We start from the raw sequence: 14,758 nt of genomic DNA, 5'->3' as shown, positions 1-14,758 counted from the left end.
AAAAAACTGCTTTTAAAAGCAGTTTTTCATTTTATTCAGCTACGAAAACGCGTTTCGCCAATTCTTGATCAAAAAGATACAAAGCAGAAGGATTGTCTTTCACCATTTTAATTTTCGAAATCAATTGAGAAGCATTGGCTTCTTCTTCTACCTGTTCATTCACGAACCATTGTAAGAAAGCAGCAGTAGAGTAATCTCCTGCATCATTAGCAGCTTTTACAATGTCAAAAATACTTTTGGTTACTAATTTTTCGTGCTCTAAAGCTTTTTCAAAAATTTCTAAAGCATCTTTGAAATCATGAGGAGGTTGTTTTACTTCTTGTAGCACAATTTTTCCACCGATATCATTCAAATAATCAAAGAATTTTTCTGAATGCATCAGTTCTTCTTTAGATTGAACTCTGAAATAATTGGCAATTCCGTCTAAATCTTGTTCTAAAAACCAAGCGCTCATAGATAGGTACAATTGCGCCGCATATTGTTCTTTTGCAATTTGCTGATTCAGCAAATCAAATATATAATCTCTGTTCATGATAAATGAATTTATTCAAAGATAAGAAAGAAATGTGATTTAGGTTTATGAAATTTTATCTCTTCCTGGGCATTTTTTACATCTTTTCCCTTTCTTAAATTTCTTGCAACATTTCTTTTTACCACAATATTGCTCGTAGTTTTTGCTCTCCAAAGTTGGAACAACAAGATTGAAATAAGGGTTAGTTCTGAAATCCATGAGACAAAATTAATCTTTATTTAGAATAGTTCAAAATAATTATGTAATTTTGTAATAAGATTTTTGTCATGGAAAGTTTAGTCCTTCAATACGTTATCATTTTTGCAGCTTTATTAGCGGCATCTTATTCTATTTATAAAATTATCAAAAAAACTTTTTCTCCAAAAAAATTTGATAGTAAAAGAACGCATTGCGACAAAGATTGTGGATGTTCTTAATATTTAAAAAAATATGGGTTGTGCTTCTTATTAAAAAAGACTGATAATTAATTGAAACGCAAAGGCGCAAATCAAATTAATTAACAAATACTGAATTAATAAGGCGCAAGAAAATCAGAGATTTTCAATTTTTTAACGAAGTTAAATTTTGCGTCTTAAAAACATAAAATATTAAAAATTAGTGATTTGCGTCTTTGCGTTAAAATCCTAAATATACAAATGACTAAAATTATCGAATTCTATAAATAGGATATTGATTTACAGTACCTTCGTAATATTCTGAATTTTTATATACCCAATCTAATTGTGCTGCTCCATCTTCTGCAAATTTAGCATCCGAAGCTTTTTTCAGTTCAAAAGCGGTTTTTAACGCTTTGTTGGTTTTCAATAATTCGGCGGCAGTATCTTCGAAAACGTAGTCAGAAAAATACTCTTTTTGTCCCAAAATTCCATCAAAAAAGTTCCAGTTGAAGTAAGAGTCTACTGCTTCTGGTTCTAGCGTTTCTAAGAGGAATTTCACGCCAGATTGTGTTGTAGAAACCAAACAATCTCCTTTTCTGAATTTTTTAGTCTTTAATTCTGATGAAACTTGAGTATCAAAATGCAAGTAATGACCTTCATAAGGATTTTTTACGGTTTTAAAATCTACAATTTTATAAGATTCAACTGTGATTAAAGAATCAGATTGTAATTCTTTGAATTTGATTTGATTGCGTTTTAAATTTTCTATGATTTTCCCTTCAGATTTTGGAATCACATAGTAACTTGGGATTACAATTTCTTTGTCAGCTTTGTAAGTGTCAAAGAATTTTACTTTTCTGGTGAAAGGTTTATTTCTGTCGTAGAAAAGTCTTGGTTTCCCTGAAATTTCACTAGGCTTTTTCCCAGCTTCATAACCTTTGAAATCAATATAACTGTATTTGGTACTGTCTAATTTCCAACGAATTGCGTATTTTTTATTTGGCAAATAATTCGTGAATTCTTCCATCATTTTTTTAGAAATTTCTGTGTAATTTTCATCTACAAAATTGATGGAATGTCTCATGTATTCATACGTTGCTTTTACGCGGTCTTTGTAAGGTTTTAGCATGTGCGTTTCTGCCACCGTTCCCGGAATGTTGAAAAGGGTAGTGTAACCCGTTGCATAACGTGGAGAATCCATAAAAGCAGGAAAACCTTCATCTGGAGAATCTCCGTGAATATTGACGTAAGGAACGTTCAAAATTTTAGATTTCTCCATATTTTGAATCAGTTTCGGTTGCATTTCTTGATGAAAATACGTTCCGAGATAGCTTCCTAATCTTTCTTTATTGGTAGAAATATAGGTAAAAGTGTATTGATAATCTGCGCCGTTACTTACATGATTATCAATAAAATAAATCGGTTTTAGCCAATGAAAAATCTCTTGAAAAGCTTTGGCATTTTCTGTATCATTTTTGATAAAATCTCTGTTCAAATCAAAATTTCTGGCATTCCCTCGGAAACCGTGTTCTTCCGGTCCGTTTTGATTAGCTCTTGAAAATTTTCCTCGTCTCTGCATTCCAGAAATATTGTATGCTTCAATTGCTGCAACTTTGGTATTTTGTGGAACTTTTATTTTTCCTAAAGCCAAATCTCGCATTAGCATCATCGTGGCATCAATTCCGTCTGGTTCACCAGGATGAATTCCGTTGTTAATAAAAATTACAGGATTTAGATAAGTAAATTTACTCCTTGTTTTAGAGGTGCTAAAAATCACTACTTTAATTGGTTCTCCGTTGTCATCTTTTCCTTTTTCTACAACAGAAATGCTTTCGAAGTTTTTGTCTAAATCTTCATAAAATTTCACCATTTCTTCGTAGCTGGTGGTTTGGTTTCCGTTGCCTTTTTCGTAAGGTGTTTTGAAATCTTGAGCAAAAGAAAATACGGTTTGAACGAGGAATAGTAGTGTGATTTTTTTCATTGAGAGGAAAATTTAAACGAAGATAAAAAAAATCCACAGAAATTTCTGTGGATGGCTAATTAATTAGTTTCTATTTTCTTGAGCGTAAATTCTGCTTGTTTGTTTAGTTTTTTTGCTTTCCCCCAATAAAATTGTTCTTTTAAAACTATATAGCCAGGTTTAGCAGCCATAAAATATTTGTCTTCATCATTTTTTTGGATTTGCATCTTTCTTGTTACAAAAGATTTGTCATTATCATTGTAAATGATTTCGTTTAGGAAAATCATTTTTTCTTGGTTTACTTCATTTGTAATAAAAATAGAACTAATCCCCGAATTGTCAGAAAGCACTTGGGTATATGCATACTTACTTCCTGCGGAATTGTTTACATTATGTGATTGCATTTTTTCAAGTTTGAAATCGCCATTGAGCTGAATAGAAAATAATTCTGTGTAAGTATTGATGGCCAAAATAGATTCTGGTCTATAGGTTTCTGCTGTTATTACATTATTACCATCTGGACGAATCTCAAAACTTCTTATTAATAAGATACCTTCTTTTTTAATTCTTCCGTTCTCATTTATGTCCACAAATTTTGACATTTCTGTAAACGGGAGATAATTTTTAGAAATAATTTCTCCTGTGGTCTTATTAATTTTATATCGATAAAGGCCTAGTTTATTATCTATAAATGGACTTTTGTTGTTTTTATCTTGATTTTTTTTAAAATACTCTCCAATCAGAAATATATAATCATCTACTATTTTTGCTTCTATGTAATTTAACAAGTAATCATTTTCTTCAATAGGCTTAAAAGAAAGTTGTTCACCCGTTTTTGTATCAAGAATTAACATATTGTCAGAAATACTTCTTTTATTCTTGTAATATTCTAAATATAATAATGTTACTTTTTCATCACTTACCAAAGGAGTGTATTCATAAAAATGATCTTTACTTTCAGTGGCTATTTCTTTGTTTTGCCAAATTTTTTCGCCATTTAAATTTATGAAAATGGCATTTTTATAGTAGCCATAAGATCCTTTTTTCTCTACTTCATTTATAATAAACCCTGAATTTGGAATTCTTGAAATCCTAAAACCATAATTGAGAAATGGAGAATCTTGATTCTTTAACACAAAATCTTTTGGATTGACAATATTATTATTTTGAATTGTTTTTGATTCTGTTGCTAAACCAGTAGCCACATCAAGTATTACAAATGTGTCATTCAAATAAAATCCTTTCCCAAAATTATATTCATCTAAATTTATGATAATTTTACCATTATTATAAAGAGTTCTTCCTATGTGCGGAGTTCCATTTGTAATTTTGTTAAGGGAAAATTTTCCTTCTGAAATTTTTTTAAAATCTGGGTCGAGTACAATAAAACTAAATTTTTGAGTTTTGTCAATTAATTCATCTTTATGAATTTCTATGTATCCAAAAAATTTATCTTTATCCCAAAGTGAATTAAATCCGATTAATTCTCCTGTAGATTTAGGAACTACATATGTTTGAGCGTTAATTCCATGGAAGAAAATTGCAAAAAGCAATATAAAAAAGTGTTTCATATTTATCAATTTTTAGTTTTTATAAAAGTACAAAAAATCCACAGAATTTTCTGTGGATTTTATTTATCTTGATTCTTGTATCTAAAATCTTGAATCTATTTTATTTAATCATTCAATTTCAAAACTGCCATAAATGCAGATTGTGGAACTTCGACTCTACCAATTTGTTTCATCTTTTTCTTTCCTTCTTTCTGCTTTTCTAGGAGTTTACGTTTTCTGGAAATATCACCACCATAACATTTTGCGGTAACGTCTTTTCTCAACGCTTTTACGTTTTCACGAGCGATAACTTTCGCACCAAGAGCTGCTTGAATTGCAATGTCAAATTGTTGACGAGGAATTAATTCTCTCAATTTTTCGCACATTTTTTTACCAATGTAAAACGCGTTGCTATCGTGAATTAACGAAGAAAGTGCATCTACCATATCTCCATTAATTAAAATATCCATTTTCACCAATTTAGAAGCTCTAAAACCAATTGGATGGTAATCAAAAGAAGCATAACCTTTAGAAATTGATTTTAATCTGTCATAAAAATCAAAAACAACTTCTGAAAGCGGCATGTTAAATACCAATTCTACACGGTCTGAAGTCAAATAAGATTGGTTTACAATTTCGCCACGTTTTTCGATACAAAGCGTCATTACAGCACCCACAAAATCTGATTTTGTAATAATGGTAGCTTTGATATAAGGTTCTTCTACACGATCTAGAGCAATAGGATCCATCATTTCTGACGGGTTATTAATCAAAATCGGAACATTCGGTTCTTTTTTAGAATATCCGTAGTAAGAAACGTTAGGAACCGTAGTAATTACGTTCATATTAAACTCTCTGTCGAGACGTTCTTGTACAATTTCCATGTGAAGCATTCCTAAGAAACCACAACGGAAACCGAAACCAAGTGCTGCAGAACTTTCTGGCTCGAAAACCAAAGAAGCATCATTCAATCTTAACTTTTCTAGAGAAAATCTTAATTCTTCAAAATCTTCTGATTCTATAGGATAAATTCCCGCGAAAACCATTGGTTTTACATCTTCGAAACCATCAATTGCTTCGGTTGCAGGATTTGCCATAGAAGTAATGGTATCACCTACTTTTACTTCTCTAGCATCTTTAATCCCAGAAATAATATAGCCTACATCTCCGCATTTGATTTCAGATTTTGGAGCTTGTTTTAGTTTTAGCGTTCCTACTTCATCTGCTTCATAGACTTTATCCGTCGCCATGAATTTTACTTTCTCACCTTTAGAAATTTTACCGTTTACGACTTTAAAGTAAGCTTCAATTCCACGGAAAGGATTGTAAACTGAGTCAAAAATCAATGCTTGAAGCGGTGCATTTTCGTCACCTTTTGGGGCAGGAATTCTTTCTACAATTTGTTCAAGCAATTCATGAACGCCAGCTCCAGTTTTCCCAGAAACACGCAATACATCTTCTGGTTTACAACCCAAAAGATTTACGATTTCATCGGTAACTTCTTCAGGATTAGCAGAAGGTAAGTCTATTTTATTCAAGATTGGAATAATCTCTAAATCGTTTTCTAGCGCTAAATATAAGTTGCTAATTGTCTGTGCTTGAATACTTTGTGCAGCGTCTACAATCAGAAGTGCACCTTCACAAGCAGCGATAGAACGAGATACTTCGTAAGAAAAATCTACGTGTCCCGGTGTATCGATCAGGTTGAGAATATATTTTTCGCCTTTATATTCATAATCCATTTGAATGGCGTGAGATTTTATGGTAATTCCACGCTCTTTTTCCAAATCCATATCGTCAAGAGTTTGCGCTTGCAACTCTCTTTGAGAAACCGTATTGGTATATTCTAAAAGTCTGTCAGCAAGGGTAGATTTCCCGTGGTCGATATGTGCGATTATACAAAAATTTCTAATGTTCTTCATTCTTCTTTTTCAATGATTTGCAAAGATATTGATTTTAAGGTAAAATCCTAAAAATAAAAAACTCCGAATTGACTTTCGGAGTATATTTTAAAGATTTTAAGGATTTGGCATCGGTTCGCGACCTTTTGGTGGTCCCATTTTTTGTCTGCGTTCCATAAATTTTTCGCGCATTCTTCCTTCTTGATTAAAAAGTTTCAGCACTTGTTGAGGTGTTAAAATTTTGAGAAACTTATCGGCATAGACTTTTCTGTTGTTAAGCAGTTGTTGGCCTAAGTCAAAGCTTTGGTTCAGCATTTTCTTGGCTTCTGCATCAGAAAGGTTTTCTTGAGAGAAATCTGCTCTGAATTTATTTTTGATGGTTTTTTGACTTTCTAGATATTCCTTGAGAAGGGATTTAAAAGCTTCTTGTTTTTCGGCAGGAACCTGTAAGTTTTTGATGGCCATCATGGTAGCGGCATCTTCCATCAATTGTTTTCTTTGCTCAGGAGACATTTGTTTAATGTATTCTTTGCGCTGTTCTGGTGTCATGTCTCTGAAACTTGGTTTTTCTTGAGCTTTAAAACTCATAAAGGTTCCAAAAAATAGAAGGATATAGATAAAATTTTTCATAATTGATTTAGTTATAAAGGTCTAAATAGATGTCGTGAGTGGTATTTTTTGATAATTCTGCCAATTCTTCTTGAGTCAATGAATTAAGAAGTTGCTCATAATTTTCAGCAGTGTTTTTAGAATTCACAATCTGTTCTGTAATTTCTGGGTTTGGGGTATGAGCAACTTCACTATTGTTTTCTTTGACAATATTTTGTAATGAATTTTGGGTGTTATTTTGTTCAGGTTTTGGCTGTATAGTTTCTACTTTGGTTATGGATTGCACTGAATCTTGACTTGGTTTAGAAAATTCTGTTTGGTTGGTTTTCCATAAGAAAGTAAAGCCAAAAATTAATGCTAAAGCGGCAGCAATAGAAGTCACCATAGAAAAATTGATTTTAAAAATCTTCGGTTGATGTTCTTTTTTTCTTACTGTTTTATTAAGCACGTTTTCCTGCATTTCCTCGAAGGTGTTTTCGGGAATTTTGTAGGGAATTTTTTTAGCTAATTGTTCTATATTAAAATCTTTCATTTTCTAAAATTTTTAAATTTTCTTATGATTCGTAGTTTTCTCTGATGTAGTTTTCTATTTTTTCTTTGGCGTAGTGGTAATTGGTTTTGCAAGTACTTACGCTCATTTCTAGAATATTACTTATTTCTTCGAAAGGCAATTCGTCATAATATCTAATATTGAAAACTAATTTTTGTTTTTCTGGCAATGTTTGAATGGCTTTCTGCAATAAAACTTGAATTTCTTCTGCGTCATGTTCTGCATTTTGGGCGACTAGGTTTTGCATGTAATACTCTGCATCTTCGTCTGTTTTTTGCATTTTTTTCAATTTTGCCAATTGCTGAAGCGCTTCATTGGTAGCGATTCTGTAGAGCCAAGTGTACAGTTTACTGTCTTGCTTGAATTGCCCAAAATTGTTATATGCCTTAATAAAAGTGTCTTGCAACACATCTTGCGCAAGATCATGTTGCACAATTAACCTTCTGATATGCCAATAAAGCCGACTTTGGTAGGTATCCATCATCGCACGAAGTCCTTTTTCCGAAGAATTGGGCTGTAGCATCAGGCTGATGATTTCGTCGTCTTTACACTTCATAATTTAGTTTTCAATGGTTTGATTGTTCTTTTTAAGGAAAGTTAAATTTAAAAATAAAAAATTACAAAAGTTTATAAAATAAAAAAACCATCCCGATATTCGGAATGGTTTTATATGTAGAAAAAAGATTCTCTAATTATTCTGCTGCAGGAGCTTCTGCTTCTGGAGCTGCATCAGTTGCTACTTCTTCTTCATCTTCATCATCTTCTACCATTGCACCAGCATTTTTCATAGCATTTCTAGACATCTTCACAGCAGCTACTACTGCGTTATCTGGATGTAAGAAAGTGTATTGATCGTTTTTGATGTCTCCTACATATAATTTGTTACCAATTTTAAGTGGAGTAACATCTACTACGATTTCGTCTGGTAAGTTAGCAGGAATAGCTTTCAATCTTAATTTTCTGAAAGATTGTCTTAAAACACCACCCGCTAAAACACCTTTTGCACGACCGGTAATTCTTACAGGAACTTCCATAACCACTGGTTTATCAGCGCTTAATTGATAGAAGTCTGCGTGAAGAATTTTGTCTGTAATTGGGTGAAATTGGATGTCTTGTAAAACAGCATCAATTTTTTGACCATCTAGCTCAATTACTACCGTGTGTGCATCTGGAGTGTAAACCAAGTCTTTGAAAGATTTCTCAGTAGAAGAGAAATTGATTGGTTGCTCACCTCCATAAACAACACAAGGAACTAATTCAGCATCACGTAGAGCTTTGGTAGACTTTTTGCCCACGCTTTCTCTTTTTGTACCTTGAATTGTAATAGATTTCATTTAAAAAATATTTAAGTGTGTTAAATTTTTCAGGCTGCAAATATAGTGAAAAAAATTATATAATAAACTTATCGCTAATTGATTTGTGCTCGTGTACCATTTTCATTACGTCTGCAAAAAGTGCTGCACAAGATAAAACCTTGATTTTAGAAGAGAGCTCAGATTTTACTGGAATCGTATCAGTTACAATTACCTCGCTAATCTGTGAGTTTTCTATATTTTCATAAGCTTTACCAGAAAGAACGGGGTGAGTTGCCATAGCTCTTACTGATTTTGCTCCGTTTTTCATTAGAATTTCTGCTGCTTTGCAAAGTGTTCCTGCCGTGTCTATCATGTCATCAATGAGGATCACGTTTCTGTCTTTTACATCACCAATCAAGAACATTTCTTCTACTACATTTGCTTTTTTTCTTTCTTTATAAGCAATTACTACTTCTGCACTTAGGTATCCTGCGTAATTTTTCGCTCTTTTTGCGCCACCCATGTCTGGTGAAGCAATGGTAAGATTGTCTAAGTTTAAAGACTTAATATGATCTACAAAGATGGTAGAAGCATAAAGATGGTCTACAGGAATTTCGAAGAAACCTTGAATTTGGTCTGCGTGTAAATCAATAGTCATGATTCTTGTAGCGCCTGCTGCAGTTAAAAGATTAGCTACTAATTTTGCTCCGATTGGTGCTCTAGGCTTATCTTTTCTGTCTTGTCTAGCCAATCCAAAATATGGAATCACTACGGTAATACTCTTTGCTGATGCTCTTTTTGCTGCATCAATCATTAAAAGAAGTTCTAGAAGATTGTCTGCTGGTGGAAAGGTAGAGCCAATAAGAAAAACTCTTCCTCCTCTTACAGATTGATCTAATACGGGTTCGAATTCTCCGTCACTAAATTCTTGGAAATTAATTTTCCCTAATTCTTGCCCATAATGATTAGCGATTTTTTCTGCTAAATCTCGACTTGTTCTGGTGCAAAACAAATAGGTTGCTTGATCAGCCATTTTTACTTTTTTTGGTTTTGCAAATTTAAAAAAAATAAAACCACCTGAAAAATATCAGGTGGTTTTTATAAAAATTATTTTTTTATTCTTATTTTGGGAATGTTACTCCAGAATAAGCATTGATGTCTACATAAGGAAGAGTAGAAAAGTATGTGTTGTTAATTGCCGCAATAAAAGTATTAGCAATAATTGCATATCCTCTTCCATTAGGATGGACTCCGTCTAGAGAAAATGCTCCTCCAGTAATGAATGATGCAGTATATCTTACACCATTATATTGAATACCTGAAGTTGTTGCAAGTTCTTTCATTTTTGTATTTGTGTCTACTAATGCAAGCCCATTCGTTGTTGCTAAACTAGTAATAGCACTATTGTAAGCATCTGTAGCTGTAATAACTCTTCCAGCTTCTTTTTCTGTTAATACATATTTATCGGCAAGTGGAGTAGCTGTTCCTCCTTTGATATTTGTATCTCTAATTACAGATAGTGCAGGAAGAAGTATGTAATCTTTTGAAGTTGTCTGTCTAAGAGAAGGCAGGTTATAAGCAGATAAGTTTGTGAGGTCTTTATCTACGATAACAGCTCCATTTACTCCATTTTCAGAAAACTTAATAAGTCTAGCATTGTATTCCGCAGTAGTTATTGCTCCAAGGTTTTTAAGCGTAAGTAAGCCTCCATTGTAAGTTGCATAAGCTGCGTTTAATTGTGACACTTGTGTAGTTGTTAGTCCAGCAATAGGAGTTGCAGGTACAGTTGTGAAGTAAGGTATTGAAGTAACATACGGAATGTTTGCAATAGCGCCTTTAGATGTAGTATTTGCTGTTTTTAAACTTGTAATGACTGTCTTAATAACATTAGCTACAACGTTAGGGTCAGAGATATCATTAGAGCCATAAGTTGATGGGTCTAAATTTCCCTTTTGGTCTACTCCAGAACCTCCTGAAGTTGCATAAGAAAGAACGTCATTATTACCAATCCATAATGTATAGAAACTTGGTTTTTGAGCTGCAGCATCAGCTAAAACGGTTGTAGTAGCTGATGTAGCGAATCTTACAAAGTAAGGATTAGCTTTTCCTGTAGCTAAATTAGCAGCGCTGCCATATCCTGAAGATATAAGATGAAAAGATTTAGCTCCAGGAACTCCCATATTGTTAAAATATTTTCCTGCTCCTCCGATTATATCAAGATTTGCGCCTGGCGCAGAAGGCGCAGGAGAAAGTGCAGTATTTAATGTTAGTTTTCCATAAAAATCTGTTCCTCCCGAAGCGGTAAATAAATCTGTAAAACCTCCAGCATTATTTGGCATAAGAGGTTGATTGAAGGTTTGAGTGCCTCCAGCAAGAGCCATTTGTTTTGCAAGCATAGAAGGGAATGATTCTTTTTGACCATCTAAATATAGTGCTCCATCTCTGTAGCCAGAAGTTAAAGAATTTCCTATAGATACATATGTCTTAAAATCTGCATTACCTGTAGAGACTGTCACGTTATTTACGTCTCTTTCGAAGTCTGTATTACAACTTATTAAAGTTAAAGTTGAAATTGCGAAAGCTGATATTATTATTTTTTTCATAATTTTTTAAATTAAAATGCATTGTAAGAGAAACCTAAGCCTAAATATGTTGCCTTAGCTTTTGCTTGGCCAAATAAATTCAGATTGTAGTTATTTACTTTTCTAGCTTCTGGGAATGATAATGCAGCAGCTAAATCCACTCCTAATTTACCAAATTTATACCCTAAACCTGCAGTTAAAACATTTGCATTAAATGAAGGGGTTTCTGGGATAAATTTTTGGTCGGTATACGGTGATTCATCATAATAATATCCAAGCCTACCCGCTAAATTATTGGTAAGCATATATTGTGTTCCTATTCTAAATGTTTTGGCATTATGAAAGTTTTTAGGGGATACTAAGATGGTTTTGTCTGTCTGATTTCCAACCTGCGCATTCTCAAAGTCTAGTGTTAATTTGTTGTATTTCTCCCATCCATGATAATTGAAATCAGCTGAAACTAACCATTTTGGTGTGATTTTATAAGTAAGACCAATAGTATATTCGTCAACAAGTGGTAATTCCGCAGTAAATGCATCTTGTCCATCTGCTCCAACATTTAATTGCGGAGAAGTTAAGATTGAAGAAGACACCCCACTAAATGTAGCAACTCCATTTTCAGCTTTCATAGTAACCTGAGAGCGATAAGCGATACTTACATCTAATTTATCATCTGGTTTAAAGTAAAATCCTAGGCCAAATCCAGAACCCGTAGCTTTTTCATCATTAATATTAAGAGTTCCTCCTAAGTTTGTTACTGATTTGTCCCAATCTACTAAACCTTTAGCATAGATATAACTTGCACCAATAGATACCCAATCATTTAGTTTAAATGAAATCATTGGCTGAAAAAAGAAACTTTTCAGCTCCATTTTTTGGACAATTTCCTTGCCTGCCCAATCATTTGCCCACTTTACAGTACTTCCGAATGGTGTAGTTACACTTAAGCCTACAGAAACATTATTTGTAACTTTATATGCAATTGCTGCATAAAGTGGAGTTCCCACAGGATTTTCTGTTTTGTAAGACTGTAAAGTTTCTAGACTTTGGTATTCTACTTCAGAAATAGCACCAAAACCACCCACTGCAACACTCAATTTGCTCGGAATAAAAGAGATACCTGCAGGGTTAAAAAAAGCTACACTCGCATCTTCTGTATGCGCGCTAGTGTGAGCCATTGCAAGCTGTTTTACACCTTGTAATGATACTCTAAAACCTCCTGCGTAAGAAAATACGCCAGCTAAAAGAGCTGTAGTTATTAAAATTCTTTTCATGTTAATTAATAATTATTGCGCCAAATATAGAATTTATTTATATATAAATGTTAAAATTATATTAAAAAAATTAAACAAAAATTAAATTTATTTTATTGTTTATGATTTTTTTTTTGAATTAAAAAAAATAAATATATGTAAATCAATAACTTAATAAACTTTTTAAAGTAAATTTTTAAACGTTTGTTTAATTAAAACAATGTTAAACAATAATTATGTATTGCATGTAAAGCTAGAAAAATAAAATGTGAATAATTTAATAGTATTATATAATTTCTATTAATTTTATATCAAAATTTAATTTTAATGTGAAAATATGATAATTTAGAGTTCCTGATGATAGACTTATTGTTTTATGTCATATTGTTTAAAAATTATACTAAATTTGCAAGAATTAAAATATTATTATGAGTTGTGGATGTAATTCATCCGGAGATTCTAAACATTCTTGTGCTACTAAGAGCGCTACGGGTTGCGAAAATGTCAATACCTGTGGGAATAGTTATAAATTAAGCGTCTTTGATTGGCTATCTACAATACAAGCACCTAAACAGAATAAGTGCAATTTTGTAGAAGTTAGATTTAAGAACGATAGAAAATGCTATTTCAATAATGTAAACCAGTTGCCGCTTCATATTGGTAGCGTAGTTACAGTAGAATCTAATCCGGGTCACGATATAGGAGTAGTAAGTTTAACAGGAGAACTTGTTAAAATTCAGATGAAAAAGAAACATTTTTCAGAAGATGCTGCCCTCAAAATTTATAGAGTCGCTACACAAAAAGATGTAGAGATTTGGCAAGATGCCAGAAAAAAAGAAGACCAAACGAAGATTCAGGCAAGAAAAATTGCTAAAAATCTAGGTTTGGAAATGAAAATCACCGATGTAGAATATCAAGGTGATGGCTCGAAAGCTACTTTTTATTATACAGCAGAAGGGAGAGTAGATTTCCGTCAATTGATTAAAGAATACGCTTCATCTTTCAAAACAAAGATTGATATGAAGCAAATAGGCTATAGACAAGAATCTGCCAAAGTAGGTGGAATAGGTTCTTGTGGTAGAGAATTATGCTGTTCGACTTGGCTTACAGACTTCCGTTCAGTAAATACCAATGCGGCAAGATATCAGCAGTTAAGTATCAATCCGCTGAAATTAGCAGGACAATGTGGTAAATTAAAATGCTGCCTTAACTTTGAATTAGACAGTTATGTAGATGCATTATCAGATTTTCCTTCTTCTAATACTATTCTAGAAACCGAAAAAGGAAGAGCTTTTTGCATTAAAATAGACGTTTTCAAAAAGAAAATGTGGTTTGCCTATGTAGATAATTCTATGGCTTGGTATGATTTAGACGTTGCTGAGGTTAAAAAAATGATGAAAATCAATAGCAAAGGTCAAAAATCTATCCCATTAGAAGAATTGAAAACCTTCACAGGAGCAGATAAAGTGGAAACTGTAGATTTAATTCAGGAGAATAATCTGGATAGGTTTGAGAAAAAGAAACCGAACAAGCATAGAAATAAAAATACAGGAAATAATAGAGCAGAGCAGGTAACCAAAGAGCCAGAAGCTCAAAAGGATAATAATAAACCTGAAAAAACCAATGCTCCTAAAAAGTTTAATAAAAACAAAAAAAGATTTCCTCCAAAAAGAAATAATAATGATTAAATATTTTCAGATATTTTTCGTTTCTATAATGCTTATTTCATGTTCCTATAATAATGAAGTGGTTTCTATGAATGAAGTAAACGGAACTTGGGATAAGAAAAAGGAACTGCTGTTTACTATGAATATAGAAGACACCAGCACTCCTAAAAATATTATATTTGTTGTAAGAAATAATAACGATTATCCTTATAGTAATCTGTTTTTAATTACTTACCTCAAAGCTGAAAATGAGAAAAATTTTAAAATAGATACGCTTAACTACATCATGGCAAAACCTAATGGAGAATGGTTAGGAAAAGGTTTTGGCGAGACTAAAGAAATATTGTTTCAATATAAAAACCAATATAAATTCCCGAAAAAAGGAAAATATATTATTGGTGTAAAACAAGGAATGAGAACCAATAGTCTGGTAGGGATTGAAGATTTGGGCGTAAAATTAGAAAATTCAACACAACCATAAT

Annotated in this window: 13 protein-coding genes; 2 read left to right on the top strand and 11 right to left on the bottom strand. The window is 32.6% G+C overall.

The window, feature by feature from the left end:
• Positions 1-31: 31 nt before the first annotated feature.
• The 11 genes from C3729_RS04125 to C3729_RS04075 all read right to left on the bottom strand — a co-directional run bounded on the left by C3729_RS04125 (position 32) and on the right by C3729_RS04075 (position 12,630).
• Complete coding sequence (locus C3729_RS04125; RefSeq protein ID WP_069799912.1) at positions 32-532, bottom strand: ferritin; 501 nt, start codon at positions 530-532, stop codon at positions 32-34.
• A 645-nt stretch (positions 533-1,177) separates the two neighbouring features.
• Positions 1,178-2,890: a M14 family metallopeptidase gene (locus C3729_RS04120; protein ID WP_104792993.1), complete on the bottom strand. Its 1,713-nt coding sequence runs from the start codon at positions 2,888-2,890 to the stop codon at positions 1,178-1,180.
• Positions 2,891-2,949: 59 nt separating this feature from the next.
• Positions 2,950-4,440, bottom strand: a complete 1,491-nt coding sequence (locus tag C3729_RS04115; protein ID WP_104792992.1) for a hypothetical protein — start codon at positions 4,438-4,440, stop codon at positions 2,950-2,952.
• A 104-nt stretch (positions 4,441-4,544) separates the two neighbouring features.
• Complete coding sequence (lepA, locus tag C3729_RS04110) at positions 4,545-6,341, bottom strand: translation elongation factor 4 (RefSeq protein WP_104792991.1); 1,797 nt, start codon at positions 6,339-6,341, stop codon at positions 4,545-4,547.
• Positions 6,342-6,437: 96 nt separating this feature from the next.
• Positions 6,438-6,950, bottom strand: coding sequence for a hypothetical protein (locus C3729_RS04105; protein ID WP_133159936.1), 513 nt, complete (start codon positions 6,948-6,950; stop codon positions 6,438-6,440).
• 7 nt (positions 6,951-6,957) lie between these two features.
• Positions 6,958-7,461, bottom strand: coding sequence for a hypothetical protein (locus C3729_RS04100; RefSeq protein WP_104792989.1), 504 nt, complete (start codon positions 7,459-7,461; stop codon positions 6,958-6,960).
• Between the two features lie 22 nt (positions 7,462-7,483).
• Positions 7,484-8,035, bottom strand: coding sequence for an RNA polymerase sigma factor (locus C3729_RS04095; RefSeq protein ID WP_069799924.1), 552 nt, complete (start codon positions 8,033-8,035; stop codon positions 7,484-7,486).
• Between the two features lie 136 nt (positions 8,036-8,171).
• Positions 8,172-8,813 (bottom strand): 50S ribosomal protein L25/general stress protein Ctc, encoded by a 642-nt coding sequence (locus tag C3729_RS04090; protein ID WP_069799926.1) that lies wholly within the window; start codon positions 8,811-8,813, stop codon positions 8,172-8,174.
• 55 nt (positions 8,814-8,868) lie between these two features.
• Positions 8,869-9,807 (bottom strand): ribose-phosphate pyrophosphokinase, encoded by a 939-nt coding sequence (locus C3729_RS04085; RefSeq protein WP_104792988.1) that lies wholly within the window; start codon positions 9,805-9,807, stop codon positions 8,869-8,871.
• Between the two features lie 88 nt (positions 9,808-9,895).
• On the bottom strand, positions 9,896-11,377 hold the full coding sequence (locus tag C3729_RS04080) for an SGNH/GDSL hydrolase family protein (protein WP_104792987.1): 1,482 nt from the start codon (positions 11,375-11,377) through the stop codon (positions 9,896-9,898).
• A gap of 11 nt (positions 11,378-11,388) precedes the next feature.
• Positions 11,389-12,630, bottom strand: a complete 1,242-nt coding sequence (locus tag C3729_RS04075) for an OmpP1/FadL family transporter (protein ID WP_104792986.1) — start codon at positions 12,628-12,630, stop codon at positions 11,389-11,391.
• Positions 12,631-13,037: 407 nt separating this feature from the next.
• Between C3729_RS04075 and C3729_RS04070 the strand changes: the two genes are divergently transcribed.
• A complete protein-coding gene (locus C3729_RS04070; protein WP_104792985.1) occupies positions 13,038-14,297 on the top strand; it encodes a stage 0 sporulation family protein in 1,260 nt (419 codons plus the stop codon).
• Positions 14,290-14,757, top strand: coding sequence for a gliding motility lipoprotein GldH (locus tag C3729_RS04065; RefSeq protein ID WP_104792984.1), 468 nt, complete (start codon positions 14,290-14,292; stop codon positions 14,755-14,757). Before C3729_RS04070 ends, C3729_RS04065 begins: the two co-directional genes overlap by 8 nt.
• Position 14,758 lies beyond the last annotated feature (1 nt).

Origin of the sequence: Cloacibacterium normanense (assembly GCF_002943105.1) — a bacterium.
Taxonomy (GTDB): domain Bacteria; phylum Bacteroidota; class Bacteroidia; order Flavobacteriales; family Weeksellaceae; genus Cloacibacterium.
This window is presented reverse-complemented; position numbering and strand designations above follow the sequence as displayed.

What these genes read in the sequence shown, in the direction of transcription:
- C3729_RS04080 (WP_104792987.1), bottom strand. Translation starts at nt 11,377, where the DNA reads ATGAAAAAAATAATAATATCAGCTTTCGCAATTTCAACTTTAACTTTA.
- C3729_RS04070 (WP_104792985.1), top strand. Translation starts at nt 13,038, where the DNA reads ATGAGTTGTGGATGTAATTCATCCGGAGATTCTAAACATTCTTGTGCT.
- lepA (WP_104792991.1), bottom strand. Translation starts at nt 6,341, where the DNA reads ATGAAGAACATTAGAAATTTTTGTATAATCGCACATATCGACCACGGG.
- C3729_RS04115 (WP_104792992.1), bottom strand. Translation starts at nt 4,440, where the DNA reads ATGAAACACTTTTTTATATTGCTTTTTGCAATTTTCTTCCATGGAATT.
- C3729_RS04105 (WP_133159936.1), bottom strand. Translation starts at nt 6,950, where the DNA reads ATGAAAAATTTTATCTATATCCTTCTATTTTTTGGAACCTTTATGAGT.
- C3729_RS04065 (WP_104792984.1), top strand. Translation starts at nt 14,290, where the DNA reads ATGATTAAATATTTTCAGATATTTTTCGTTTCTATAATGCTTATTTCA.
- C3729_RS04095 (WP_069799924.1), bottom strand. Translation starts at nt 8,035, where the DNA reads ATGAAGTGTAAAGACGACGAAATCATCAGCCTGATGCTACAGCCCAAT.
- C3729_RS04125 (WP_069799912.1), bottom strand. Translation starts at nt 532, where the DNA reads ATGAACAGAGATTATATATTTGATTTGCTGAATCAGCAAATTGCAAAA.
- C3729_RS04100 (WP_104792989.1), bottom strand. Translation starts at nt 7,461, where the DNA reads ATGAAAGATTTTAATATAGAACAATTAGCTAAAAAAATTCCCTACAAA.
- C3729_RS04075 (WP_104792986.1), bottom strand. Translation starts at nt 12,630, where the DNA reads ATGAAAAGAATTTTAATAACTACAGCTCTTTTAGCTGGCGTATTTTCT.
- C3729_RS04120 (WP_104792993.1), bottom strand. Translation starts at nt 2,890, where the DNA reads ATGAAAAAAATCACACTACTATTCCTCGTTCAAACCGTATTTTCTTTT.
- C3729_RS04085 (WP_104792988.1), bottom strand. Translation starts at nt 9,807, where the DNA reads ATGGCTGATCAAGCAACCTATTTGTTTTGCACCAGAACAAGTCGAGAT.
- C3729_RS04090 (WP_069799926.1), bottom strand. Translation starts at nt 8,813, where the DNA reads ATGAAATCTATTACAATTCAAGGTACAAAAAGAGAAAGCGTGGGCAAA.